This is a genomic window from Streptomyces sp. NBC_00873 (assembly GCF_045207415.1).
In the GTDB taxonomy this organism is placed as follows: domain Bacteria; phylum Actinomycetota; class Actinomycetes; order Streptomycetales; family Streptomycetaceae; genus Streptomyces.
The window spans coordinates 7,836,908-7,862,164 of the sequence record NZ_CP108803.1 but is presented as its reverse complement, the minus strand read 5'-3'; the positions used below and the strand labels follow the sequence as shown (position 1 = coordinate 7,862,164).

Annotated in this window: 26 protein-coding genes; 17 read left to right on the top strand and 9 right to left on the bottom strand. The window is 70.1% G+C overall.

Features of this window, described 5'->3' with window-relative positions:
* Positions 1 to 32 precede the first annotated feature (32 nt).
* The 3 genes from OH809_RS36310 to OH809_RS36300 form a co-directional block, all read right to left on the bottom strand.
* Entirely contained in the window at positions 33 to 1,061 is a 1,029-nt protein-coding gene (locus tag OH809_RS36310) for a glutathione S-transferase family protein (RefSeq protein WP_406516071.1), read from the bottom strand.
* The gene (locus OH809_RS36305) at positions 1,039 to 2,565 is read right to left on the bottom strand and encodes an MFS transporter (protein ID WP_406417145.1); all 1,527 of its coding nucleotides are present in this window, start codon (positions 2,563 to 2,565) and stop codon (positions 1,039 to 1,041) included. Before OH809_RS36305 ends, OH809_RS36310 begins: the two co-directional genes overlap by 23 nt.
* A gap of 106 nt (positions 2,566 to 2,671) precedes the next feature.
* Positions 2,672 to 3,046, bottom strand: coding sequence for a hypothetical protein (locus OH809_RS36300; protein WP_406424780.1), 375 nt, complete (start codon positions 3,044 to 3,046; stop codon positions 2,672 to 2,674).
* 70 nt (positions 3,047 to 3,116) lie between these two features.
* On the opposite strand from OH809_RS36300, the gene OH809_RS36295 reads away from it, so the two are divergent.
* Positions 3,117 to 3,350 (top strand): hypothetical protein, encoded by a 234-nt coding sequence (locus OH809_RS36295; RefSeq protein WP_406516070.1) that lies wholly within the window; start codon positions 3,117 to 3,119, stop codon positions 3,348 to 3,350.
* Between the two features lie 99 nt (positions 3,351 to 3,449).
* Positions 3,450 to 3,725, top strand: a complete 276-nt coding sequence (locus tag OH809_RS36290; RefSeq protein ID WP_406516069.1) for a hypothetical protein — start codon at positions 3,450 to 3,452, stop codon at positions 3,723 to 3,725.
* 9 nt (positions 3,726 to 3,734) lie between these two features.
* Here the strand turns inward: OH809_RS36290 and OH809_RS36285 are convergent, their stop codons facing one another.
* From OH809_RS36285 to OH809_RS36270, 4 genes are all read right to left on the bottom strand, one after another.
* Entirely contained in the window at positions 3,735 to 6,566 is a 2,832-nt protein-coding gene (locus tag OH809_RS36285; RefSeq protein ID WP_406516068.1) for a DUF1349 domain-containing protein, read from the bottom strand.
* Between the two features lie 68 nt (positions 6,567 to 6,634).
* The gene (locus OH809_RS36280) at positions 6,635 to 7,666 is read right to left on the bottom strand and encodes an ABC transporter permease (RefSeq protein ID WP_406417153.1); all 1,032 of its coding nucleotides are present in this window, start codon (positions 7,664 to 7,666) and stop codon (positions 6,635 to 6,637) included.
* On the bottom strand, positions 7,663 to 9,258 hold the full coding sequence (locus tag OH809_RS36275) for a sugar ABC transporter ATP-binding protein (protein ID WP_406417155.1): 1,596 nt from the start codon (positions 9,256 to 9,258) through the stop codon (positions 7,663 to 7,665). Before OH809_RS36275 ends, OH809_RS36280 begins: the two co-directional genes overlap by 4 nt.
* Before the next feature lie 104 nt (positions 9,259 to 9,362).
* Complete coding sequence (locus tag OH809_RS36270; protein ID WP_406417156.1) at positions 9,363 to 10,406, bottom strand: substrate-binding domain-containing protein; 1,044 nt, start codon at positions 10,404 to 10,406, stop codon at positions 9,363 to 9,365.
* Between the two features lie 396 nt (positions 10,407 to 10,802).
* Here OH809_RS36270 and OH809_RS36265 point away from each other — a divergent pair, with 396 nt between their 5' ends.
* From OH809_RS36265 to OH809_RS36225, 9 genes are all read left to right on the top strand, one after another.
* On the top strand, positions 10,803 to 11,570 hold the full coding sequence (locus OH809_RS36265; protein ID WP_406417158.1) for an SDR family NAD(P)-dependent oxidoreductase: 768 nt from the start codon (positions 10,803 to 10,805) through the stop codon (positions 11,568 to 11,570).
* A 66-nt stretch (positions 11,571 to 11,636) separates the two neighbouring features.
* Positions 11,637 to 12,353, top strand: a complete 717-nt coding sequence (locus tag OH809_RS36260) for a FadR/GntR family transcriptional regulator (RefSeq protein WP_406417160.1) — start codon at positions 11,637 to 11,639, stop codon at positions 12,351 to 12,353.
* Positions 12,350 to 13,495 (top strand): galactonate dehydratase, encoded by a 1,146-nt coding sequence (dgoD, locus tag OH809_RS36255; RefSeq protein ID WP_406417161.1) that lies wholly within the window; start codon positions 12,350 to 12,352, stop codon positions 13,493 to 13,495. Before OH809_RS36260 ends, dgoD begins: the two co-directional genes overlap by 4 nt.
* Complete coding sequence (locus tag OH809_RS36250) at positions 13,489 to 14,382, top strand: hypothetical protein (protein ID WP_406516067.1); 894 nt, start codon at positions 13,489 to 13,491, stop codon at positions 14,380 to 14,382. Before dgoD ends, OH809_RS36250 begins: the two co-directional genes overlap by 7 nt.
* A complete protein-coding gene (locus OH809_RS36245; protein ID WP_406417164.1) occupies positions 14,382 to 15,008 on the top strand; it encodes a bifunctional 4-hydroxy-2-oxoglutarate aldolase/2-dehydro-3-deoxy-phosphogluconate aldolase in 627 nt (208 codons plus the stop codon). Before OH809_RS36250 ends, OH809_RS36245 begins: the two co-directional genes overlap by 1 nt.
* On the top strand, positions 15,005 to 15,970 hold the full coding sequence (locus OH809_RS36240) for a sugar kinase (RefSeq protein WP_406417166.1): 966 nt from the start codon (positions 15,005 to 15,007) through the stop codon (positions 15,968 to 15,970). Before OH809_RS36245 ends, OH809_RS36240 begins: the two co-directional genes overlap by 4 nt.
* Before the next feature lie 24 nt (positions 15,971 to 15,994).
* On the top strand, positions 15,995 to 16,867 hold the full coding sequence (locus tag OH809_RS36235) for an SMP-30/gluconolactonase/LRE family protein (RefSeq protein WP_406417168.1): 873 nt from the start codon (positions 15,995 to 15,997) through the stop codon (positions 16,865 to 16,867).
* An 85-nt stretch (positions 16,868 to 16,952) separates the two neighbouring features.
* Positions 16,953 to 17,249 (top strand): Lrp/AsnC ligand binding domain-containing protein, encoded by a 297-nt coding sequence (locus OH809_RS36230; protein WP_406417170.1) that lies wholly within the window; start codon positions 16,953 to 16,955, stop codon positions 17,247 to 17,249.
* Between the two features lie 35 nt (positions 17,250 to 17,284).
* Positions 17,285 to 17,773 carry a glutathione peroxidase gene (locus OH809_RS36225; RefSeq protein WP_406417171.1) on the top strand — a complete coding sequence of 163 codons (489 nt, stop codon included), beginning with the start codon at positions 17,285 to 17,287 and terminating at the stop codon, positions 17,771 to 17,773.
* 176 nt (positions 17,774 to 17,949) lie between these two features.
* Here OH809_RS36225 and OH809_RS36220 read toward each other — a convergent pair whose 3' ends face one another.
* The gene (locus tag OH809_RS36220; protein ID WP_406417172.1) at positions 17,950 to 19,176 is read right to left on the bottom strand and encodes an acyl-CoA dehydrogenase family protein; all 1,227 of its coding nucleotides are present in this window, start codon (positions 19,174 to 19,176) and stop codon (positions 17,950 to 17,952) included.
* A gap of 183 nt (positions 19,177 to 19,359) precedes the next feature.
* Here OH809_RS36220 and OH809_RS36215 point away from each other — a divergent pair, with 183 nt between their 5' ends.
* Positions 19,360 to 20,010, top strand: coding sequence for a TetR family transcriptional regulator (locus OH809_RS36215; protein ID WP_406516066.1), 651 nt, complete (start codon positions 19,360 to 19,362; stop codon positions 20,008 to 20,010).
* A gap of 16 nt (positions 20,011 to 20,026) precedes the next feature.
* On the opposite strand, the gene def is transcribed toward OH809_RS36215, so the two are convergent.
* Positions 20,027 to 20,572 (bottom strand): peptide deformylase, encoded by a 546-nt coding sequence (def, locus tag OH809_RS36210; protein WP_406417176.1) that lies wholly within the window; start codon positions 20,570 to 20,572, stop codon positions 20,027 to 20,029.
* A 114-nt stretch (positions 20,573 to 20,686) separates the two neighbouring features.
* Between def and OH809_RS36205 the strand changes: the two genes are divergently transcribed.
* The 5 genes from OH809_RS36205 (at position 20,687) to OH809_RS36185 (ending at position 25,159) form a co-directional block, all read left to right on the top strand.
* On the top strand, positions 20,687 to 21,925 hold the full coding sequence (locus OH809_RS36205; protein ID WP_093893409.1) for a MurT ligase domain-containing protein: 1,239 nt from the start codon (positions 20,687 to 20,689) through the stop codon (positions 21,923 to 21,925).
* Between the two features lie 34 nt (positions 21,926 to 21,959).
* Complete coding sequence (locus OH809_RS36200; protein WP_037690275.1) at positions 21,960 to 22,688, top strand: glutamine amidotransferase; 729 nt, start codon at positions 21,960 to 21,962, stop codon at positions 22,686 to 22,688.
* A 158-nt stretch (positions 22,689 to 22,846) separates the two neighbouring features.
* Positions 22,847 to 23,872 carry a 6-phosphofructokinase gene (locus tag OH809_RS36195; protein ID WP_406417178.1) on the top strand — a complete coding sequence of 342 codons (1,026 nt, stop codon included), beginning with the start codon at positions 22,847 to 22,849 and terminating at the stop codon, positions 23,870 to 23,872.
* A 111-nt stretch (positions 23,873 to 23,983) separates the two neighbouring features.
* Entirely contained in the window at positions 23,984 to 24,934 is a 951-nt protein-coding gene (locus tag OH809_RS36190) for a cytochrome c oxidase assembly protein (RefSeq protein WP_406417180.1), read from the top strand.
* 66 nt (positions 24,935 to 25,000) lie between these two features.
* Positions 25,001 to 25,159: a hypothetical protein gene (locus OH809_RS36185; RefSeq protein WP_266988512.1), complete on the top strand. Its 159-nt coding sequence runs from the start codon at positions 25,001 to 25,003 to the stop codon at positions 25,157 to 25,159.
* The last annotated feature ends 98 nt before the right edge of the window (positions 25,160 to 25,257 follow it).

Genomic DNA, 25,257 nt, shown 5'->3' with positions numbered 1-25,257 from the left:
CGTCCTCACGGCGCCACCCGTTCCCCTCGCGCTCATCCGTTCCCGTCGATACGTGGGACTGCTGACCGGCCTGGCTCCGGCGGGGTCCCGTCGCCGAACGGGCGGCCCCCGAGCTGCTCGCGGTGGTGCGGTGTCCCCCAACCGGAGAGATCGGGTCCCAGGGGCACGATGCCGGTGGGGTTGATGCCCGTGTGGACTCGGTAGTAGTGCTGCTTGATGTGGTCGAAGTCGACCGTGTCGCCGAATCCGGGGGTCTGGAACAGGTCCCTGGCGTAGGCCCACAGCACCGGGTACTCGGTCAATTTCGAGCGGTTGCACTTGAAGTGCCCGTGGTAGACGGCGTCGAAGCGGACAAGCGTGGTGAACAGCCGGATGTCCGCCTCCGTGAGAGAGTCCCCGACCAGATAGCGCCGGTGCGCGAGGCGTTCGGAGACCAGGTCGAGCCGGCGGAACACCGTGCGGTACGCGGCCTCGTACTCGTCCTGTCCACAGGCGAATCCGGCCCGGTAGACACCGTTGTTCACATCGCGGTAGATACCGTCCATGACCTCGTCGATCTCGTCCCGCAGCCGTTCGGGGTAGAGATCGGGGGCCCCGGACCGGTGCAGCGCGGTCCACTCGGTCGCGAAGTCCAGGGTGATCTGCTGGAAGTCGTTGGTGCCGAGCTTCCCGCTGGGGACGTCCACAATCGCGGGCACGCTGACGCCACCGGGGTAGCCGCGTTCGCGCGCGTCGTACGCCTCGCTCAGGTAGGCGATGCCGAGCACCGGGTCCCGGCCACCCTCGTCCAGGGTGAAGCGCCAGCTGCGATCGTCCTGGATCGGGTCGGCGACAGCGAGCGACAGGGCGTCTTCCAGGCCCAGGAGCCGCCGGGAGACGAGTGCCCGGCTCGCCCAGGGGCAGGCGCGGCTGACGACCAGCCGGTAGCGGCCCGCCTCGACCGGCCAGCCGTCCCTGCCGTCGGCCGTGATCCGGTCGGCGAAGTGGCTCCTGGACCGTTTGAAGGCCGTGCGTCCGTACGCTGCGTTGCCGTGCGGCTCACTGCCGGTCGGGTTGCTCATGGTGGTCTCCCTTCCGGTGGGACGGACGGGTCGGACACGTCGCCCTATGTCTTCCGCCCCGCCGGGAGGCCACCACATCGGTCAGTGCGACCACGAGTGCCCCCATGACGAAGGCGACGGAGACGACGAGCCCGAGGTCGAACGCGGTGGTCCAGCCCTCGGAGGCCAACTGGGCGAAGAAGACCGAGCCGACTGCGGCGATCCCGATCGCGGAGCCGACGCGCTGCCCGGTCTGGAGCGTGCCGCCAGCGCTCCCACCGCCGACGACCGGCACCTGGGACAGAGTCAGGGTCAGGTTCGGAGCGATGACAAGACCGCTGCCCACACCCGCCAGGAGCAACGGGGCAGCCATCGCCCAGGCGACGCCGCGGCCCGGGACGATGTGCACAGCGAAAACGGTGGCCCCGAGTCCGACGACCACCATGGACAGCCCCACAACGACCAGCGGTCGGCCGTAACGGTGGACCATCCGGCCACCTGGTCCCGCGGCGGCCGCCGCCCCCAGAGCGAACGGTGTGATGGCCAGTCCGGCCTGGAGGGCGGTGCAGTGCAGGCCGGCCTGCAGATAGAGCGTGCTGATGAAGAAGATCGAGGTGAATCCGGCGAAGTACAGCAGGCTCAACAGACAGCCCAGCCAGTAGGAGTGCAGCCGGAACAGCGACAGGTCGAGGACCGGCGCGGTGCCGCGTCTGCTGCACCGGGACTCCCAGCCGACGAAGGCGGCGAGCAGAGCCGCTGCCACGGCCAGCAGCAGCCACTTCTCGTTGCCGGGCCACTGCTGTTCCTGGACGAGGGGCAGCAGCAGGGCCAGCACGCCCGCGCCGAGAAGGAGGACGCCGACGGGGTCCAGGTCGCGCGGCCGTACGGGGCCGGCGGACGGGGTGTCCGGCAGGAGGCGCCGGGCGAGCAGGAAGCAGACGACGCCGAGCGGCAGGTTGACGTAGAACACCCAGCGCCAGCCCTCGGCCGGTCCGGCCGCCTGGATCAGCAGCCCGCCCACCAGAGGGCCGACGGCGGTCGAGATACCGACCACCGTGCTGAACATGCCGAAGGCGCGGCCCCGCTCCCGGCCGGAGAACATCTGCTGGATCAACGCGGAGATCTGCGGCGAGATCAAGGCTCCACCGAGGCCCTGAATCACTCGGGCACCCACCAGCCAGAAACTGGACTGGGCGATTCCACAGGCTGCCGACGCCAGCGTGAACAAGGCCAGTCCCGCCAGGAACACCACCCGGCGCCCCCGGGCGTCGCCGAGCCGTCCGGCGGGAATGAGAAGCAGCCCGAAGGCGAGGGAGTAGCCGGAGAGAATCCATTGCAGATCGGATTCCGGGCTCCGCAGGCCGTTCCGGATGGACGGCAGGGCGACGTTGACGATGGACACGTCCAACAACGTCATGAAGCCCGCCACCAGGCACACACCAAGTGCCTGCCAGCGGCGGGGGTCGGGCGCCAGGGCCGCCCCGCCCCCCGCCGCACCTCCCTTGGACGTTTCGCTCTCCAGCATGATTCGCACCTTAGGCGGCGCGTCCGGGTTCCTCATGCCCGACAGGGCCGACTGCCGTAATCGTCGCCGTCCCGGAGAAGGTGCCGGCCGGCCGGGCACGCCCGGGTCAGGCCGTCAGACCCTCGCCCGCCTCTCGGTGCATGCCCGTGCACAGCGCCCAGACGATGAAGATGTTGATGGCGACCAGCACCATGGCCCACAGGGGGTAGTAGGGAACCCACAGGAAGTTGGCGATCGCGCCGAGGCCGGCGACGAAGACACCGAAGTAGCGCGCCAAGAGGGCTCCGGTCAGCACGGCGCAGCCGGCGAGGACGATGACGATGCCGAGAATGAGGTGGACCCAGCCCCAGCCCGACAGGCTGAACTCGAACACGTAGTGACGTGTCGCGAGGAACAGGTCGTCCTTGGCGATGGCCGCGATCCCCTCGAGGATCGCCATCGCTCCGCCGAAGATCATCAGGGCTGCTGCCAGGACGGTCATTTCGGATGTTGGCGCGTGCGTGGGGCTCGGCTTGGCGCGGCCCGCTTTGGGTCCGATGGTGTCACTGGCCATGTCGGCCTCCTCGGGTGGCTGTGCCGTCGGGCCGACCGAGCAGGCCGGTCCGGGCGTGATCCCCCGTCCCAGCGTGACACGGCGGCTCTCCGTCGGCACTCCGGCCGACGGCACCCAGCTCTTGTGGGAGCGGTCCGGTGGGCGGCTGTCGCCAGACGGTGCGGCGGCGTATGAGCGGCTGCTCGTGGAGTGGGCGGCCGCAGTCCGGGCCGACGTCGTCGAGGCGGCGTGACATGCGGCTGATTGTCAGTGCCGCCCGCACCCTGCGGCGGCCCAAGATCCTCCGAGCCCCCACGTTGCTGGATGCCGAACTGAGCACATTCATCCGTACGTGACTGAGCACTTCAACGTTCACGTGTACGACGACAAGGCCGTGCTGCGGGCGATTAGCGGACAGGAGCCGATGGCCCTGTCCCCGGTCGCCAAGGCGTCCGCGCTGTCCCTGCAGACCGTCGACGTGGCCACGGCCGAGCGGGCCGAGCGGGCCGAGCTGGGCTGGATCGACGAGGTCGCTCCCGGCAAGGGCAAGGGCCGCCCGGCACGGACACCGGCGGCCTTCGGATCCGAAGGCCGCCGGTGCTTCATCGTTCGGCGTCGCGCCCGGTGAGGCGACGGGTCACCATTCCGAAGCGAACCGGACCTTGACGTCCCCGGCGGTGAATCCGCTGAAGAGGAACGGCGTGTCCGCGGCAGAGCTGTTCTCGGCCTCGGCCAGTACACCGAAGCGGGCATCGCCGAGCCAGGACGCGTCGAGCGGTCCGCCGACAGCGGTGAAGGTCGTGCCGTCGAGGGAGTAGGAGGCGGTCACGCTCGTGCCGGTGCGCTGCAGTCGGAGCCAGACGTCCTCCTGAGCGGGATCGGGGATACGGGCCGGCTCCGCCGGGGACCCGCTGTGTTCGGTCGAGACGGTGAGGGTCGGTGCGCCCTGGTTGTGCTTGCGCTGGAGGGCGATGTAGTCGTTGTCGCCGCGGTAGAGGATGAGCCCGGCCTCCATGTAACCGCGGGTGGTACGTCCGGTCATCTTCACCGTCGTGGTGCCTGTGCCGTTACCGGCACCGGTGAGGAGGACGTTGCGGGCGCTGTTCTGTCCGGCCCACAGGAATCCGTGGCCGGTGGGCGTCAGCGCCAGCGTGTCCGTCGGTCGCACGGTGCGGTGGTCGGGCTGGTCCCGAACGACCGACCAGTCGCCGGTGTTCAGGCTCAGGGGGGGCTTGGCGCAGCCGGACGAGGAGGGGTCCCCGCCGATGTGCAGGGTGACCGGAACGCCGGTGACGCTCCCGAGCTGGCTGGGCGCGCTCGGGGTGAGGGTGACCGTGCCGGCCGCCTTCGCGGTGACCTTCCCGCTCCCGTCGACAGTGGCGATCGCGGTGTCGCTGCTGGCCCAGGTCGTCGAGGGGAGCAGCGGGAGGATGTGGTCGGCGCCCTGGACCACCTCGTCGCTCGTGACCTGCGCGGTGTCGGTGGCGTTCAGATCCGCGCGCAGGTTGAGGCCGTTGTCGAAGTTGTTGCCGTTGATCGAAGCGCCGGACGAGCCCTGGTAGCTGAACAGCGGGGTGGAGTACGTCGAGGTGGTGGTGGTGGCACGCACCTCCGTGGTGGTGCCGGGCGCCGGGCAGGGGTTCTTCGCCCGGGCGGTGAAGGTGGACTCCCGGTCGAGTCGGGAGACGTCGTTGCGCGCGAAGGTGATGCCGCTGACGCTCTTGGCGTCGAGCAGCTTCACGTCGCCTGTCTGGAAGGTGTTGTCCTCCACTCGGATGTTGTGGTGCACCGGCTCGGCGGCATCGACGACCTGGTTGGTGGGCTCGACGAGGATCACCGGGCCGGCGGGCCTCCTGAAGGTGTTGTGGCTGATCAGGACGTCGTTGACGGGTCCGGACTCGTACCACTGGTAGGCGTCGGAGGAGATGAAGATGCTGGACATCTGCATGCCGTCGAAGACGTTGTCCTTGATCACGACCGGCTTGCGGCTGGTGACCAGGACTCCTCGGGTGGGGATGTTGCGGAAGGTGTTGCCGCTGATGTCGACGGTGGGGGTGTACGTGGTGTTCTCGACGACAAAGTTCCCGGCCGTCACCGTGTCGGGTATCGCCTTGTCGAACGTGACCGTCATGCTGGTCAGGGACTTGTCGTGGTCGGTACCGGAAGGGCCGTCCACCGACACGACTTTCGCGGACACACCCGGCACCGGCGCCATGGTGCGCTTGTCCACGATCTCGACCGAGTCACCGGGGTGGAACTGGGGGAAACCGGCCGTCTGCGGGTGCTTGTAGGCGAGGGTGAGCACCTTCTTGTCGGCGGGCCGCGAGGTGACCTCGACGTAGGTGCCGTGGATGTTGATCGCGTCGTCGTGCGCGCCGTCGAAGATGTTCCCGGTGACCTTCACGTGGCCCTTGATTCCGGACATCTGGACGAAGTCCGCGAATCCGGCCGTGCTGCGCCCGGAGGCCGGATCGGTGCGGAACTCGTTGCCGTCGAGGGTGATGTTCTTGCTGAGCTGCCCGAGGAAGCCGAAGCCGTGCAGGTAACGGGCCTTGAGACCGCGCACGGTGATGTCCTTCGACTCCCAGAACACGGCCGATGCCGTGTCCCGGGTGTCCTCACGCATCTGGTAGACGAGCCCGCGATCGCCCGGTGCGGTGGCGGTGGAGTAATCGATGCGCAGCTTCTGCCCGCCGAGGTCGCTCATCGCGGACACGTTGTTGAACAACGGATTGGCGCCGCGCCAGGTGCGCTGGGCCGCCGGGTCGTAGGTCTGGCTGTAGCGCATCTTGTCGACGCCCGACCAGTACGGCAGGCCGGTGGCCGGGCTCGTCTCGCCGAGCCAGGTGACATGGTTGTTCGCCACCGAGAAGCCGTTGGTCGGCGGGACGGACAGCACGCGGTACGCGTGCCCGTTCGACACGCCGGCCTCGGTGACCTTGGCATCGACCACCTTGGGCGCGGTGACGTCGAAGCTGAAGTCGGTGACGGCCACATTCCGCGAACGGATCGCCACGAACGTGCTCATCAGCCCGTGGAACTGCAGGTGCGAGCCGTCGCCGTCGATGGTGACGTCATGCATGTCCTCGATCAGAATGCCGATCCGCTTGTCGCGGTAGGTCTGGTTCGCGCCCACGGTGTTGGAGAGATAGAGCTCCCGGGTCTCGGCCTGCTCCGGATAGAGCTGGTAAGTGCCGTGCGGGAACAGGATCCGCGTCGGGCCCTTCAGGGTCTTGGCGTGCCGCATCGCTTGGGCGACGGCCGCGGCGCTGTCCTGCTTGCCGGTCGGATCGGCGCCGAAGTCGGTGACGTCGACGACCGTCTCGGCGGCGCCGTCCGACGCGGCCGCCGTGATCGGGACAGGCGCGCAGAGCGAGAGCAGGAAGGCCGCCGCCAGTACGACGGTGCGCGGGCGACGGTGCGCACCGCGCGGTACCCTGCCCGCCGCTGCCATGGTGGTGTCTGTCATCGAGGCCTCATCTCTGGGTAGGGGCGACTGACGTGCGGGGTCAGCCGTGGAATCCGGTGATGCGGTGGTCAGTGCGGCAGTCCGACGGGGCGCTCGCCGCTGCGGCGTTGCTGAATGACGACGGCGATGACGAGGAGCGCGCCCTGGGCGACGTTCTGCCAGAAGCTGTTGATGCCCTGGACGGTGAGTCCGTTCTCGAGGCAGCCGAGGAGAGCCACGGCCAGAAGGGTGCCGCCGATGCCGCCCTTGCCGCCCTTCAGCGCGGCGCCACCGAGCGCGGCGGCGGTGATCGCCTTCAGTTCCAGGCCCTCGCTGCCCGAGGTGGGCTGACCGGACCCCGTGCGGGCGGTCAGGAGGATGCCGGCGATGGCGGCGACGATGCCGATGAGGGCGTAGACGGCGATCAGGTACTTGTTGATGTTGATGCCGGCAAGGCGGGCCGCGGTGTCGTTGCCGCCGATGGCGTAGACGTTGCGCCCGATGTCGGTGTACTTGAGCAGGAGGTGCACGGCCGCCGCGACGACGACGAGGATCCAGACCATGACGGGCAGGCCGGCGATCTTGCCGCGGCCGAGGAAGATGAAGACGTCGTTGTTGAGCACGTACCCCTGGGCCCGGCCGTCGGACAGAAGCTGGGCGAGGCCCTTGTAGGCCGCGAGCCCGGCGAGTGTGGCGATGGTGGGGTTGACCCTGCCGTAGACGATGACCAGACCGTTCAGGACCCCGATGAGGAGACCGACGCCGACCGCGGCGAGCATGCCGACGAAGGCGTTGGAACCGGCCGAGGTGAAGACCATGGCACTGACCACGGACGCCACGCCTGCCTGGGAACCGACGGAGATGTCCAGCCCGCCACAGATGATCACGACGGTCTGCACGATCGCCAGCAGGCCGGTGATGGTGGCGGCCTCGGCGATCACCTGCATGTTCGACCAGCTGAGGTAGTTGCTGTTGAGGATTCCGAACAGGATCAGCACGAAGGCCAGAGCACCGATGAGGCTGATGTTCTGCCCGCCGAGGCCGGCGAACCGCTTCGGCCCGGCGGGCCGCGGGTCCTCAGGGCTTCCCTTCAGTGCTGTGGAAGTCGTCGTGGTCGTCATGAGGTTGCTCCAGAGGCGCCGGCGTCGACGATGTCGTCGGCCATGGCGAGGGCGAGGATGGATTCTTCGGTGGCGTCGTGATGGTCGAGTTCCCCGGTGATCCGGCCGCCCTGCATCACGACGACCCGGTCCGCGAGACCGAGGAGTTCGGGGAGTTCGGAGGAGATCACGAGGAGGGCGACGCCCTCGGCGGCGAGGTCGGCGATGATCTGGTAGATCTCGGCCTTGGCACCGACGTCGATGCCACGCGTCGGCTCGTCGAGGATCAGCACCTTGGGCTTGCGGGCCAGCCAGCGGGCCAGGACGACCTTCTGCTGGTTGCCGCCGGACAGCTTGCGGACCTCGTGGTTGATGGAAGGGGTACGTACGCGCAACCGGTCGGTGTACTGCTGGGCGAGTTCCCGCTCCGCGGACCGCCTGACGAACCTCAGGCGCCGCAACCGGTCCAGGACCACCAGGGAGGTGTTCTCCCGGATCGACTGCTGGAGGAACAGTGCCTGCGCCTTGCGTTCCTCGGGCGCGAGCCCGAGACCGGCGCGGATGACGGCGCCGGGGTCGCCGGCGCGCAGCGCCTTGCCGTCGAGGGTGGCGGTGCCGCTGTGGACGGGCAGGTCGCCGGCGAGCGCCAGGGCCAGCTCCGAGCGGCCCGCGCCGATCAGCCCGGCCAGCCCCACCACCTCCCCCGCATGGACCCGCAACGAGATGTCGGTGACGTCGTCGGTCGTGAGGTTGTTGACGTCGAGCACGAGACGGTCGGTGGCGACCTTCTGCCGGACGAACATGCTCGACAGGTCCCGGCCGACCATGAGGCGCACCAGTTCGCCCTCATTGGTGGTGCTCGCCTGCTGAACGCCGACCAGGTTGCCGTCGCGCAGTACGGCGATCCGGTCGGCGAGCCGGAAGATCTCTTGCATGCGGTGCGAGACGTAGACGATGGCGACGCCCTGCCCGCGCAGCCGCCGGATGAGTGCGAACAGCGCCTCCACCTCGTGTTCCGACAGGGACGAGGTGGGCTCGTCGAAGGCGATCACCCGCGCCGGGACGGTGCCCGTCAGGGCCCGCATGATCTCCACCAACTGACGCTGTGCTGGCGTGAGTTGCGTACCCAGGAGGTCCGGGTCGAGCACGTCGGCGAAGCCGAGTCGTTGAAGGTCGCTCTCGATCCGACGGCGCAGCTCCACGCGGTCCAGAAGCCGTCCGGCCTTGCGGGGCAGGGCGCCCGCGTAGACGTTCTCCGCGACGGAGATGTGCGGGATGATCTCGGGCTCCTGCGGGATGATGCGGATCCCCGCAGCACGCGCGTCGGCCGGTGACCCCAGCAGCACGCGTTCGCCACCGATCAGCACGTGTCCCTCGGTGGGCTGATGGTCGCCGGTGAGGATCTTCAGGAGAGTGGACTTCCCCGCCCCGTTCTCACCCATCAGCGCGGTCACCTGACCGCAGGGAAATTCGAGCGTTACACCGCCGAGCGCCTGCACAGCACCGAAGCGCTTCGTGACCGCCGCGACGCCGACGGAACCGTTCGGGGTCCCCGGCTCGGGTTCCTCGCCCGCCGGGCCTGTTCGAGCCGTGTTCTTGTGAGGACTGGTCATGTATCGGTTCACCTCAAAGGTGTCGTGCAGGTCGGTGTTCGGAGCGGCGGGATGCAGCGGGCCGGCTGCGGCCTTTGTCCCGCGGCAGCCGGCCGGAAGCGGCGTCAGCCGCAGTTGACGCCGGACTTCTGCCAGTTGGAGGCGTCGACCATGCTCGTGGGGGCGAAGGCCTCCTGCGGGAAGTCCTTGCCGTTCTTGAGCTTGTCGTACATCGTCTGCACGGCCAGCGCACCGACGTCCTTGCCGTTGATGAACAGCGCCGCCTTCATGCCGCTGGGCTTGTCCGCCTGCCACTCCTTGCAGGCCAGGTACGCGCCCAGACCGACACCGATGACGTGGTCCGGGCCGATGCCCGCGTTCTGCAGTGCGGTGACCCCGCCCATGACGTTCTCGTCGTTGCAGCCCCACACGACCCAGTTCTTCACGCCCGCGTTGGCGGTGATCGTCGCCGCGATCTTGTCCTGGGCGCCGGTCGGGGTGTTGTCGGTGGGCACGTCGAGGGCCTTCACACCCGGCACGGCCGCGTCGAAGGCCTTCTTGGCGGCGGCGACCCGGTCGCCGCAGACCGTCACGTCCTGCTTCCACGCCGAGACGACACGGGTGTCGGCGGCCTTCCAGCCCGCCTTGTCGAACTCCTCCGCCGCCCGCTTGCCGACCTGCTCACCCATCTGCTGACCGCTGAAACCGATGCGCGGAACGAGGTCGCCCTTGCCGCAGGCGACCGGGTCGGGACCGGTGGTGCAGATCTGGTCGTCCGAGGTCAGCAGGGCGACCTTGCCGTCCCGCGCGGTCTGCACCACCTGGGGACCGACGGCCGGGTCCGGCACGACGATGATCACGCCGTTGGCCTTCTGCGCGACGGCGGACTGCACCTCGCTCACCGTCTTGTTGGCGTCGTTGCCCAGGTTGACGACCTTCAGGTCGATGCCCAGCGCCTTCGCCTTCGCCTTGGCTCCCGCCGCCTCGCCGACGAAGTACTCCTGGTCGCCCTGCTTCTGCAGGTAGGTGAGAGAGATCTTGCCCCCTGCCTTGGCCGTCGAGTCCCCTCCTCCCGCATCCTTGCCGGAGGAACAAGCGGTGCTCAGGCCGAGGGTGAGCAGCAGGCCGGTAGCGGCGGCGATGTTCCGGCGTTGGTGTGTGGTGAACATGTCGGCTCCATTGAGGGAGAGTTCGGAACTCAGGTATGCGGACCGGGGCACCGGGCTCCGGCATGGGCGTCGGCCACGGTCCGTGCCGTTGGTGAGGGTGGTGCGATGGCACGGTCGAGGCGCGCGGCTCGGGCTGGTCATGTGACTCGACGCGCCGGAGCCCATGGCGGCCTGTCGACCGCGTCCGGAGCGCCGGCGTGTGCTCACGGTGTCGGTGGAGCCCTGCGCATCGTGCGCACCGCAGCACCCGCACCGGAAGCCCGAGTCGGCGGCACGGGTCCGGTGGGGCCGTGCGCCGTGCCGCCTTCTCACGCGTCGTCCTGCGGAATCCTGGGCTCGACCGGACCCCCTGTCAAGGTATTTGCATAATTAATGTCCAGAGGTACGGTGTGCCGCATGACAGAGCAGACGGGCCTCCGATTCCAGGGCCGGGTGGCGGTGATCACCGGCGGGGCCGCCGGGATCGGCGCCGCGACGGCACAACGGCTGGCGGCAGAGGGTGCGGCGGTGGTCGTCGTGGACATCGCCGACGCCGCGGGCCGGGAGACGGTAGCGGCGATCACCGAACAGGGCGGCCGGGCCGAGTACCGGCACGGCGACGTGACGTCGGCGGGGATGTGGGACGACCTCGCCGCGCATGTGGCGGACCGCTACGGCCGGCTGGACGTGCTGCACAGCAACGCCTACTCCGTGGTCGTCAAGGCCGCCCACGAGCTGACCGAGCCGGAGTGGGACGGCCAGCTGGCGGTCACGCTCAAGGCCGCCTGGCTCGGCGTGCGCGCCTTCGCCCCCGCGCTGCGCGACAGCCACGGCTCGGTGGTCCTCACCTCCTCCGTCCACGCGCTGATCGGTCTGCCGGGCCATCCCGCCTACGCCGCCGCCAAGGGAGCGCTGGTGGCTCTGGGGCGGCAACTGGCCGTCGAGTACGGGCCTCAGGTACGGGTCAACACCGTCCTGCCGGGTCCGATCATGACCGCGGCCTGGGACCGCGTGGATGAGGCCGGGCGGGCCGACAGCGTGGCCGAGACGGTGGCCAAACGCTTCGGCAGGCCCGAGGAGGTCGCGTCCGCGGTCGCCTTCCTGGCGTCGGCCGACGCCTCGTACGTCACCGGCACGTCCCTCGTGGTGGACGGCGGCTGGTCCGTCGTCAAAGCTTCCTCGTGACATGAACCAAGATCCGCGCACCGGACGTCCCGAGGGACGACCCGGCGCTCGTTGGGGGGAGCCCACATGAACCAGCCCACACGCGGTCTGCACCAGCAGATCGTCGACATCCTCGGCGAGCGCATCGTCCGCGGCGTCCACGCACCCGGGTCGTCCCTGTACCCCGACCGGATCGAGCAGGAGCTCCAGGTCAGCAAGACCGTGCTGCGCGAGGCCCTGCGGGTCCTGGCCTCCAAGGGCCTGATCGGCTCCCGGCAGAAACGCGGCACCTTCGTCCGGCCCCGCTCCGACTGGAACCTGCTCGACGGCGACCTGCTGCGCTGGCAGGGCCAGGGCATCCCGGCCGCCGGCTTCCTGGACAATCTCGCCGAGGTCCGTGGCATCGTCGAACCGGCCGGGGCCCGTCTCGCGGCCCTGCGCCGCGACGACGACGACCTCGCCGCCCTGGCCGAGGCGCTGGAGCGCATGGCCACGGCCGGCAAGGACACCGACGCGATGGTCGAGGCCGACCTCGCGTTCCACCGGTCGCTGCTGGCCGCTACCCACAACGAACTGCTCACCCGCATGGAGGTCGTCCTCGAGGCCGGTCTCCGGGTGCGCGACCACCTCGTGCACGGCGCGGACCACTGGGCCGACTCGATCCCCGCCCACGACGCGGTCCTCGCGGCCGTGCGGTCGCAGGACCCCGACGCGGCCGAAAGCGCCGTTCACGCGCTGCTCGACCAGGCCGGCGCCGACCTGCGGAACGTGATGAAGAACCGCCCCCCGGAGGAGACCGGATGAAGATCACAGCACTGGAGACGTTCCTTGTCGCCCCACGCTGGCTGTTCCTGCGCATCGCCACCGACGAGGGCATCACCGGATGGGGCGAACCGGTGATCGAGGGCCGAGCCGAGACGGTCCGCGCCGCCGTGCACGAACTCGCCGACCTGCTCGTCGGCGAGGACCCGCTGCGCATCGAGCACCACTGGCAGGTGCTCACCAAGAGCGGCTTCTACCGCGGCGGCCCCATCCTCTCCAGCGCCGTCGCCGGCATCGACCAGGCCCTGTGGGACATCGCCGGCAAGGCACACGACGTACCCGTGCACCAACTCCTCGGCGGCGCCGTCCGCGACCGGCTGCGGGTGTACGCGTGGATCGGCGGCGACAGCCCCGAACACGTCGCCGAACTCGCCCGCGAACAGGTCGAGGCCGGGTTCACCGCGGTCAAGATGAACGGCTCGGCACAGCTACGGCCCATCGACACGCTCGCGCAGAGCCGGGCCGTCGTGGACCGGGTCACCGCCGTCCGCGAGGTACTCGGCGACGACCGCGACGTGGCCATCGACTTCCACGGCCGGATGTCCACCGCCACGGCGAAGCGGATCCTGCCACTGCTTGAGCCCCTGCACCCCCTCTTCGTCGAGGAGCCCGTCCTTCCGGAACACTCTCGCAACCTGCCTCAGCTCGTCGGCGTCACCTCGGTGCCGCTGGCACTGGGCGAACGACTGTACTCCCGCTGGGACTTCCATGACGTGCTGGCCAGCGGAATCGCCGTAGCCCAGCCGGACGTCTCGCACGCCGGCGGCATCTCGGAGGTCCGGCGCATCGCCGCACTCGCCGAGGTCCACGACGTCGCCATGGCCCCCCACTGCCCGCTCGGCCCGATCGCGCTCGCCGCGAGCATGCAACTCGGCTTCGCGATACCGAACTTCCTCATCCAGGAACAGAGCCTGGGAATCCACTACAACCGCGGTCACGACCTGCTGGACTACCTGCTCGACCCCGCACCGTTCCGCTTCACCGACGGACACGCCGCCCGGCCCACCGGACCGGGCCTCGGCATCCAGATCGACGAGAACGCCGTCCGACGCGCGGACGCCATCGGGCACCGCTGGCGCAACCCGGTCTGGCGACACAGCGACGGGTCCTTCGCGGAATGGTGACCGGACCCGCGCTGCCCCGCCCCGCACGGCTCCCGGTCCTGGCCGAGACCGACCCCGACCACGGCGGCCGCTGGACCTCCCTGCGCGCGGGCGGCCGGGAGTGGCTGTGGCACCGCCCTGATGCCGCGCGCCACACCGTCCGCCCGGGTGACGCGTTCGTCGACGCCGGCGGATTGGAGGAGTGCCTCCCGACGGTGCGCGGCACCCCCGATCACGGCGCCGCCTGGTCCCGCCCCTGGCAGCGCACCCGCGACAGCGACGTGCTGGAATGCCCGGACTTCGTCCTGCGCCGGACGATCCGGCAAGGCCCGGACGCCCTGCGGGCCCGCTACCGGCTGACCGCCGATCCGGGACACCGCCTGCTGTGGGCGGCCCACGCCCTGCTCGACGTCGGCCGCGACGCCCGGCTGGACGCCCCCCGCCCCGCGGCGACCAGGCTCTTCCCCGAGGCGGCGACGCTGCTCGACCGTGCCTGGCCCCCGGGCGCACCCCACCTCACGGGCCCTTGGCCCTCCCCGTTCGGGCTGCGGCTGGACCGGCTCGGTCCCGATGACGGCACCGCCGTCGGGGCGATCATCACCGACTGCCCGAGCGTGCGGGTCATCGACGGTCCGGACACCCTCACACTCACCGTACACACCGACGCGGACATCCCCGTGTCCGTCGCACTGTGGCGCAACCTCGGCGGCTGGCCCGACGGCGCGCCCTACCGCAGCATCGGCGTTGAACCCATGCTCGGTGCCGTCTTCGACCTCGCCGAGGCCGGACCGGACGACGCAGCCACGGTCCCGTCCTGCGGTGAGCTGTGCTGGGAACTCGAGATATCGGCCACCCGCACCCCCCGTACACCACACACTCCTCCCCCGACACTCCCCGGAAGTCCCTGATGAAACTGACCGACCTGCCTCACCGCACCCTCGCCATCGTGCGCGGCAGCGACCGCGAGGCCGCGCTGCGCACCGTGCTCACCCTGGCCGAAGAAGGCATCACCGCTGCCGAGGTGTCCCTCACCACCGCCGACGCGCTGTGGGTGATCGAGCGTGCTCGCCGTGAACTGGGCCCCGATGCCGCGCTCGGCGCGGGTACGGTCCTGACCGCGCACGACGCCGCCCGTGCCGCCGACGCGGGAGCCGGCTTCCTGGTCACACCCGGGTTCGTCCCCGACCTTGCCGCGGAGGGGCCGGTTCAACTCCCCGTACTGATGGGCGCGCTGACACCCAGCGAGGTGATCGCGGCGGTCCGCTCCGGCGCCCTCGCCGTGAAGCTCTTCCCCGCGTCCCTCGGTGGGCCGGCCCACCTCAAGGCACTGCGAGCCCCCTTCCCCGAGGTACCGTTCGTCCCCGTCGGCGGCATCGACACCGAGCAGGCAATCGCCTTCCTCTCCGCGGGCGCCGTCGCGGTCGGTGTCGGCAGCCCCCTGATCGGTGACGCGGCCAGTGGCGGCGACCTCGCCGGACTACGTGCCCGTGCGGCACGCTGGCGCGCCGCGCTGGCCGGAACGGTGACCGCATGAGCGCGCTCCGAGCGCCCGACGTGGTCACCGTCGGCGAGACCATGGCCGCTCTCAGAGCCACAGGCCCGGTCAAGCTCGCCCGCCCCATGGAACTGTCCGTCGCCGGCGCGGAGTCGAACGTCGCCATCGGCTTGGCCCGCCTGGACCACCACGTCTCCTGGGTCGGCGCCGTGGGAGACGACGAGTTCGGGGCTCTCGTCCTGCGCACTCTGCGCGCCGAACAGGTCGACGTGTCCCATGCCCGTGCCGACACCGAGGGGCGCCCGACCGGGCTGCTGGTGCGCGAGGACGGCATCGGCGACCTGGCCAGTGTCCGCTACTACCGAGCCGGTTCAGCCGGAGCGGCGCTTCGGCCCCCGGACGTCCTGGCCGCGCTGCGCCCCGGGGTACGCGTCCTCCACCTGACCGGGATCACTCCCGCCCTCGGCGCTTCCGCCGCCAAAACCGTCCTGGTCGCCGCCGAGCGGGCGGCGGAGCTGGGGGCGACAGTCTGTCTGGATGTCAACTACCGTGCCCGGCTGTGGTCGACGGAGCAGGCCAGACAGACTCTGCTGCCACTGACCCGCCGCTCCGACGTCCTCATCGCCTCCGCCGACGAACTGCACCTGGTGGGAAGCGACCCGTCCCTCACCGAGGAGGAGGCCGTCGCAGCCCTGATCGCCGAGGGGAGGCGTGAGGTGGTGATCACTCGCGGCGGCGACGGCGCCTGCGTCACGACCGCCGAGGGCACGGTCGACTCCGGCGTCCGCAGCGTGCCCGTCCGCGATGTGGTCGGAGCGGGCGACGCCTTCGTCGCCGGTTATCTCTCCGCGCTGCTCGACGACCTGGACGTCGCCGAACGCCTGCAACGGGCGACGGCCACGGGCGCCTTCGCAGTCGCCACACGCGGCGACTGGGAAGGGCTGCCCACCCGCTCCGAACTCGCCCTGCTGGACAGCCCGGCGGGCATGACCCTGCGCTGACGCACCGTCTGGAGAGAAACCTGAATGAACCGACATGAGTCACCAGCCGACATCTGGGCCGACGGCGACCACGAGCTCGGCGAGGGCGCCCGCTGGGTCGACGGACGTCTGGTCTACGTCGACATCCTCGCCGGACGGCTGTTGGAGGTTTTGGAGGACGGGAAGCGCACACCACGCGAACTGCTACGGCTCGACGTCCCCCTCGGCGCGGTCGCCCCGGTGCACGGCCGCCCCGGCCACTGGATAGCCGCCGCCGGCACCGGCATCGCTCTGCTGACGCCGGATGGCCGGCCCGAGTGGCTGGCCCGCCCCGAGGAGCACTCCCCCGTTCCGACCCGCATGAACGACGGGGTGTGCGACCCACACGGCCGGTTCTGGGCGGGCAGCATGCCTTACGACGGCACACCGGGCGCCGGCTCCCTCTACCGGACCGATCCCGACGGCTCCGTACACCGCGTCCTCGCCGGCATGACCATCGTCAATGGCCCCGCCTTCTCCGCCGACGGCGATCTGCTCTACGTCGCCGACAGCGCTGCCGGTGTCATCCACCGCTGCACCCTCGACAGGGACGGAAATCCGACGGACCGCGAGGAGTTCGCCCGTGTCACTGCCGGTGGCAGCCCCGACGGCATGACCGTGGACGACACCGGGCGGCTCTGGGTGGCGGTGTGGGGCCACGGGGTCGTCCATCGATACCGGCCCGACGGCACACTCGACGCGACCATCCCGCTGCCCACTCCACAACCCACCTCGGTGTGCCTGGTCCCGGAAGGCGGCCGCCTGCTCATCACCACGGCCCGGCACGGACTGACAGGGGCCCCGGGTGTCGCCGGTGCTGTCCTCGCCGTCACGGTCGACGCGACGGCGCCAGCCGCCCGAGTCTTCGGCGCACCGTGAGAAGCCACTTGTTCCGACGCAGCCCGGCTGCTCACGGCGCGGACGACAGCAGGAGGTCCGTTCACTGTCGGGTTCGCCGGTCGCCGTGACGCTCTTCGGCAGCGTGGCGGCAGAGCATCTGGAATCCACCGCACGGGAGTTGGCGAAGCTTCCGGAGATCCGGCAGTGCCTGGTCCTGGCCGGTCCGACCAATCTGATCGCGACGGTCCGGGTCTCCTCCCTGGTCGATGCCCAGGACCTGGAGGTACGTCTGGCCGCGCGCCTCCCCCATCTGCGCATGGCCGACCGGGCGGTCGCGCTGCGGGCGGTGAGGCTCATGGGCCGGCTGCCGGATCCGGACGGCCGGGCGGTCGGCTTCGTGCCGATGAGCCTGTGGGCGTAAGAATGGCCTCGGAAGCGACTTACAAGGAGACCCTCATGACGCTGTACGACATTCCGCTCCACACACTCACCGGCGAGCCGACCACCCTCGGCGCCTACCGCGGCCAGGCGGTCCTGCTGGTGAACGTCGCCTCCAAGTGCGGGCTCACCCCGCAGTACGCGGGCCTGGAGCGGCTGCAGAAGGAATACGGGGACCGGGGCTTCACCGTGCTCGGTGTTCCGTGCAACCAGTTCGCGGGCCAGGAGCCGGGCAGCGCGGAGGAGATCCAGACGTTCTGCTCGACGACGTACGGAGTCAGCTTCCCGCTCCTGCGGAAGGTCGACGTCAACGGTGACGGGCGGCACCCGCTGTATGCGGAGCTGACGCAGCTCGCGGACGCGGACGGCGAGGCGGGTGACGTGCAGTGGAACTTCGAGAAGTTCCTGATCTCCCCGTCCGGCGAGCCGGTGGCCCGCATCCGCCCCCGCACGGAACCGGAGGCGCCGGAGCTCGTGGCGGCAATCGAGGCCCTGCTGCCCGCCTGACGGATGCGCACCACCGGGCGGGCCGAACGCCGCATCCGGCCCGCCCGGCCGAGCAGCCACCCCGCCCGCCGAATATCCAGCCCGTCCGGCGATCCGGACCCGTCCCGCGATTGACGACAGAAGCGGGGCCGGAGGCACCGCGAACGAGCGCGGCGCCCTCACCCCGCGGCACCGCGCTAGCGGATCGGCATGCCCGACAGCGTGCGTGCAATCACCAGCCGCTGAATCTCGCTCGTACCCTCGAAGATCGTGTAGATGGCGGCGTCCCGGTGCATCCGCTCCACCGGATACTCACGGGTGAAGCCGTTGCCGCCGAGGATCTGGATCGCCTGCGCGGTGACCTTCTTCGCCGTTTCGCTCGCGTACAGCTTGGACATGGAGCCCTCGGCCGACTCGAACGGCTTCCCGGTGGTCGCCATCCAGGACGCCCGCCAGACGAGCAGCCTGGCCGCGTCGATCTGCGTGCGCATGTCCGCGAGCTGGAACGCGATGCCCTGGTTGTCGATGATCGGACGGCCGAACTGGGTCCGGGTCCTCGCGTAGTCCAGCGCGACCTCGTACGCGGCGCGCGCGGTGCCGACCGCCATCGCGCCGACCGCCGGGCGGGACGCCTCGAACGTGGCCATCGCCGCGTTCTTGACGCGCTCGCCACCGGACTGGGCGCGCTCGCGGGCCCGCGCCAGGCGCTGGTCCAGTTTCTCCTTGCCGCCGAGCAGGCAGTGGCCCGGGACACGCACATCCTCAAGAACGACCTCCGCCGTGTGTGAGGCCCGGATGCCGTGCTTCTTGAACTTCTGGCCCTGCGAGAGCCCGGGGGTGTTCGGGGGCACGATGAAGGAGGCGTGGCCCTTGGAGCCGAGCTCCGAGTCGACCACGGCGACGACGACGTGGACATTGGCGATGCCGCCGTTGGTCGCCCAGGTCTTGGTGCCGTTCAGCACCCACTCGTCCTTGGCCTGGTCGTACACCGCACGGGTCCGCATCGAGGCGACGTCGGAGCCGGCGTCCGGCTCCGAGGAGCAGAAGGCGGCGACCTTCACATCGTTCGCATCGCCGTACATCTGCGGGATCCAGGTGCCGATCTGCTCCTCGGTGCCGTTGGCGAGGACGCCGACGGCGGCCAGGCCCGTACCCACGATCGACAGGGCGATGCCCGCGTCGCCCCAGAACAGTTCCTCCATGGCCATCGGGATGCCGAGCCCCGTCGGGTCGAAGAACTGCTGGGCGTAGAAGTCGAGGGAGTAGATGCCGACCTTGGCCGCCTCCTGAATGACGGGCCAGGGCGTTTCCTCACGTTCGTCCCACTCCGAAGCAGCCGGACGGATCACATCCGCGGCGAAGCCGTGAAGCCAGTCACGGACCTGCTTCTGGTCGTCGTTGAGATCGAGTGTGAACTCGGCCATGTTCCCCTCCATGTACTACCGTAAAAAATCACGTTACTTGCGGTAACAGAAGCCTGTTACCAGTAAGTAGCCTCTGTCAACCGGTCAGACTCCGATCAGCACCACCGATGGGCAGGGTGTTACGTTGCGCAGGCGTAACGGACTTGCACGGCCAATTGCACGGCCAGGGTGGGGAGAGGCGACATGGAGACCACACGACAGGCCGAAAAACAGCGGACCGCGGCCGAGCAGCGCCGCCGGGAGCTGCTGGAGGCCGCCGACCGCGTGGTGCTCAGGGACGGGCCCAAGGCCTCGATGAACGCCATCGCGGCGGAGGCCGGGATCACCAAGCCCATCCTGTACCGGCACTTCGGCGACAAGGGCGGCCTCTACCGCGCGCTCGCCAAGCGCCACACCGACGCGCTGCTGAGCGCGCTGCGGGCCGCACTCGACGCCCCCGCCGAGCGCCGCCAGAGGGTGGAGGCGACGCTCGACACGTATCTCGCGGCGATCGAGGCCCGCCCGCAGGTCTACCGCTTCCTGATGCACCCGTCCGACGACGCCGCCCCCTCCCCCGAGCAGGGCTTCGACGTCGGACGCCACTCCGCCCCGCTGCTGCGCCGGCTCGGCGAAGAGCTCGCCCTGGTCATCGCCGAGCGCGTGGACCTGGGCCCGGACAGCGAGGAGATGGCCCGCATCTGGGGCCATGGCATCGTCGGCATGATGCATGCGGCGGGCGACTGGTGGCTGGGCGAACGCCCCTGCTCACGCGCCCAGTTGGTGCGCAGCCTGGCCGATCTGCTGTGGGGCAGGCTGGCCGCAGCGGGCGACCGGCCCGGCGGGCCCGGCTTCTGACGGCGGGAGAGCGCGGTCAGTCGGTACGCCCCCACGGCGCCCGGCGGGCCGCACGCAGTGCCCTCACCCGGCGCAGCCCGGTCAGCCGGTCCGTGTAGACGGTGCCTTCGAGGTGGTCGCACTCGTGCTGGAGGCAGCGCGCGAACCAGCCCGTGCCGTCGACCCGCACCGGCTCCCCGTCGACGGTCACGCCCTCCACCACCGCATGGTCGAAGCGTGGGGTCCCGGCTTCCAGGCCGGGAAGCGAGAGGCAGCCCTCCGGTCCGCGTACCGTGATGCCGTCCGCCTCGACCAGCTTCGGATTGACGAGATGGCCGAGGTGACGGACGTCGTCGTCGTCGGGACAGTCGTAGACGAACACCCGCAGCGGTATGCCGATCTGATTGGCGGCGAGACCGACCCCCTGCGCCGCGTACATCGTGGCGAACATGTCCTCGACGAGCCGGGCGAGCGACGGACCGAAGTCGGTGACCTCCTCGCAGGCGCCGTGGAGCACCGGGTCACCGAGCAGAGTCATGGCGCGGACGAGTCCGGAACTGCCGGGGATCGGGCGGTTTCGCATGGCCGTCATCGTACGTTCCACGTGACCTCCGCCTTCCCGGTGGTGCCGTGGTGCGGTCGCCGCGCCGGACATCGATAGGCTGGGCGCGGACCGATGCAAGGAGGATCTAGGACGATGGCAGGCAACACGGAGCCGTTGTCGCCGCGGGCCAAGCTGGCGGTGACGGCGGGCAAGGCCGCAGCGGCGGTGTCGCGCGCTGCGGGGCGCGGCAGCGGATCGGTGATCGGCGGCCGGGTGGCGCTCAAGCTCGACCCCGACCTGCTGGGGCGGCTGGCGCAGCACCTGGACGTGATCCTCGTGTCGGCGACGAACGGCAAGACCACGACGACCCGGCTGATCGCCGAGGCACTGCGGGCCGCCGGCCCGGTCGTGTCGAACGCGCTCGGCGCCAACATGCCCGCGGGCATCACCTCGGCCCTGGCCGGTGGCTCGGACGCGAAGTACGGCGTGATCGAGGTCGACGAGAAGTACCTCGCCGGCGTCGCGCGGGACACCACACCCAAGGTGATCGCGCTGCTCAACCTCTCGCGCGACCAGCTGGACCGCGCCGCGGAGACCCGGATGCTGGCCGAGAAGTGGCGTGAGGGGCTGTCCGGCTCGAAGGCCGTGATCGTCGCCAACGCCGACGACCCGCTGATCGTCTGGGCGGCGTCCTCCTCCCCCAACGTGGTGTGGGTCGCGGCCGGCCAGGCGTGGAAGGACGACGCCTGGTCCTGCCCGTCCTGCGGCGGTGTGATGCAGCGCCCCGGCGACGACTGGTTCTGCGGCGAGTGCGGTTTCCGCCGCCCCGCCCCGAGCTGGGTGCTGCACGGCGACTACGTCCTGGACCCGCACGGCTCGGCGTGGCCGATCCACCTGCAGCTCCCCGGCCGCGCGAACAAGGCGAACGCCACGAGCTCGGCCGCCGTCGCGGCCGTCTTCGGTGTGCCGCCGCAGGTCGCCCTGGAGCGCATGTATCAGGTGCAGGCCGTCGCCGGCCGCTACGACGTGGTCTCCTTCCTCGGCCGTGAGCTGCGGCTCCTGCTGGCGAAGAACCCGGCGGGCTGGCTCGAAACGTTTTCCCTGATCGACCCGCCGCCCACGCCGGTGATCCTCTCCGTCAACGCCCGGGGCGCGGACGGCACGGACACCTCCTGGCTGTGGGACGTCGACTACACCCAGCTAGCGGGCCACCCGATCTTCGTGCTCGGCGACCGCAAGCTGGACCTCGCGGTCCGCCTCGAAGTGGCCGGTCTCGACTTCCGGGTCTGCGAGAACCTCGACGAGGCCGTGCAGCAGGCCCCGCCCGGCCGTATCGAGGTCATCGCCAACTACACCGCCTTCCAGGATCTGCGCCGTCGTGTCGGCAACTGACCCCGGGCCCGGCCACCTCCGGAGAGGACGAAGCATGAGCAACAACGGTCTGCGTCTGGTCTGGGTCTACCCCGACCTGCTGAGCACCTACGGCGACCAGGGCAACGCGCTGGTGGTGGAGCGCCGGGCCCGGCAGCGCGGTCTCGACGTGCAGCGCGTCGACGTGCGCAGCGACCAGCCGATCCCGACGTCCGGCGACATCTATCTGATCGGCGGCGGTGAGGACCGGCCCCAGCGCCTCGCCGCGGAGCGGCTGCGCCGTGACGGCGGTCTCAGCCGGGCCGCGTCCAACGGCGCGATCATCTTCTCGGTCTGCGCCGGCTACCAGATCCTCGGCCACGAGTTCATCAACGACCTCGGTGAGCGCGAGCCCGGTCTCGGCCTGCTCGACGTGGTCTCCACGCGTGGCGAGGGTGCCCGGTGCGTCGGTGACGTACTGGCCGACATCGATCCGCAGCTGGGCCTGCCGCAGCTGACCGGTTTCGAGAACCACCAGGGCGTCACCCATCTCGGCCCGACGGCGCGGCCGTTCGCCCGGGTGCAGTTCGGCCGGGGCAACGGCACGGGTGACGGCACCGAGGGGGCGTACAACGACACGGTCTTCGGTACGTACATGCACGGGCCCGTGATGGCCCGTAACCCGTTGATCGCGGACCTGCTCCTGAAGCTGGCCCTCGACGTCAACGCCCTGCCGCCGACGGACGACCGCTGGTACGAGGCGCTGCGCGCCGAGCGCATCGCGTCGGCGACCCAGCCCGCGTGACCCGCATGGCCCGCATGACGCACATTTCGCTCAACTGAGCGGAGTCCACCAGGCGGACGTCTGGTTCGGTCCCGCCACCCTGCGCCGGTAGGGTGGCAGGGATCCAACCGGACGACGTGGTCCGGTCGTCGGCCCACGTTGCAAAGGTTTCCCGGGCAATGCGTATTGGTGTGCTCACCTCCGGCGGCGACTGCCCCGGCCTCAATGCCGTCATCCGTTCCGTCGTGCACCGCGCGGTGGTCGACCACGGCGACGAGGTCATCGGCTTCCACGACGGGTGGAAGGGCCTCCTTGAGTGCGACTACCGCAAGCTCGACCTCGACGCGGTCGGCGGCATTCTCGCCCGCGGCGGTACGATCCTCGGCTCGTCCCGGGTCCAGCCCGCACATCTGCGGGGCGGCGTCGAGCAGGCCAGGGGCCATGTCGCCGAACTCGGTCTCGACGCGATCATCCCGATCGGCGGCGAGGGCACGCTGAAGGCGGCTCATCTGCTCTCCGAGGCGGGACTGCCGATCGTCGGCGTGCCGAAGACCATCGACAACGACATCGCGTCGACCGACGTGACCTTCGGCTTCGACACCGCGGTCGGCGTGGCCACCGACGCCCTCGACCGGCTGAAGACCACCGCCGAGTCGCACCAGCGGGTACTGATCGTCGAGGTCATGGGCCGCCACACCGGCTGGATCGCACTCCACTCGGGCATGGCGGCCGGTGCGCACGCCATCGTCGTGCCGGAGCGCCCCTTCGACATGGACGAGCTGACCGAGCTGGTCGGCAAGCGTTTCTCGGCGGGCAAGAAGTTCGCGATCGTCGTCGTCGCCGAGGGTGCCAAGCCGCGCGAGGGCTCCATGGAGTTCGAGCAGGGCACCAAGGACATCTACGGCCACGAGCGGTTCACCGGGATCGCCACCCAGCTCTCCGTCGAGCTGGAGCAGCGCCTGGGCAAGGAGGCCCGCCCGGTGATACTCGGCCATGTCCAGCGCGGCGGCACCCCGACCGCGTACGACCGGGTCCTGGCGACCCGCTTCGGCTGGCACGCGGTCGAGGCGGCGCACCGCGGCGAGTTCGGCATGATGACGGCGCTGCGCGGCACGGACATCACCATGGTGCCGCTGGCCCAGGCCGTGGAGACCCTGAAGACGGTCCCGGCCGAGCGGTACGCCGAGGCCGAGTGCGTGCTCTGAGCAACACCAGCACCCGAGAACTGCCCCCGGTCGCAGCTGCGGCCGGGGGCAGTTCTACTCTGGTCCGGACAACCGGCACGAAACGGGGACGTCCCCATCGGGAGTGAACAGATGGATCACAGCGGGCACGGCATGACCATGGATCTGCCGCCGTTCACGCTGGGACGTGGGCTCCAGTTCTCCGCGGACCCCGTATTCCTGATCGGCTGCGTCCTCGCGCTCGGCCTGTACGGCTACGCGGTGCTGCGACTGCGCAGACGCGGGGACGGCTGGCCGGTCAACCGGATCATCTTCTTCGCGGTCGGCGTGCTGAGCATCGCCCTGGTGATGTGCACGAAGCTCAACGACTACGGCATGGTCATGTTCAGCGTGCACATGGTGCAGCACATGGTGATCAGCATGCTGTCGCCGATCCTGCTGCTGCTGGGTGCCCCCGTGACTCTGGCGCTGCGCTCACTGCCGGTCGCCGGCCGTGGCCGCACGGGCCCGCGCGAGCTGCTGCTCATGCTGCTGCACAGCCGGTACATGAAGATCATCACGCATCCGGTCTTCACCATCCCGATCTTCATCGCCAGCCTGTACGCGCTGTACTTCACTCCGCTCTTCGACTTCCTGATGGGCTCGAGGACCGGGCACCTCGCGATGATGGTGCACTTCCTTGCCGTCGGACTGGTCTTCTTCTGGCCGATCATGGGCGTCGACCCCGGACCGCACCGGCCCGGCTATGTGATGCGGATGCTGGAGCTGTTCGCGGGGATGCCGTTCCACGCGTTCTTCGGTATCGCGCTGATGATGGCGACCTCTCCGATGGTGGAGACGTACAAGCATCCGCCGGCCTCGCTCGGCATCGACGCGCTCAGCGACCAGAACTGGGCGGGCGGCATCGCCTGGGCGTTCAGCGAGATCCCCTCGGTGCTGGTGCTGATCGCGCTGGTCTTCCAGTGGTACCGCTCCGAGCAGCGGACTGCGAAGCGTGCGGACCGCGCCGCCGACCGTGACGGGGACCAGGAGCTGAAGGCGTACAACGCCTATCTCGCCTCGTTGCAGGCGCGCGGACAGTAGCGGTGGAGACACCTTCCGGGTGACGATGGGGTCCACGGCCGCGCGGCCGACGAGGAGGGTGCGCGCATGTCCGGATCCACGAAGACGATGGGGATGCTCACCGTCGGAGCCCTGGTGGCGGTCACCGCCTACACGGTGGCGCTGGGGAGCAACGGCTGGCTCTGGTTCGGCTGGGTGGTGCTCGGGCTGATCACCCTGGGGATGGTCGCCACGCGCGACACCTGAGCGGGGCTCTTTGTCCGGTACGACGGGCGGGCCCGGCCGGGCGCGGGCGACCCGTCCTTCTACGGATATCGGCGAGCTACGACGGCTGTCGTCACCAG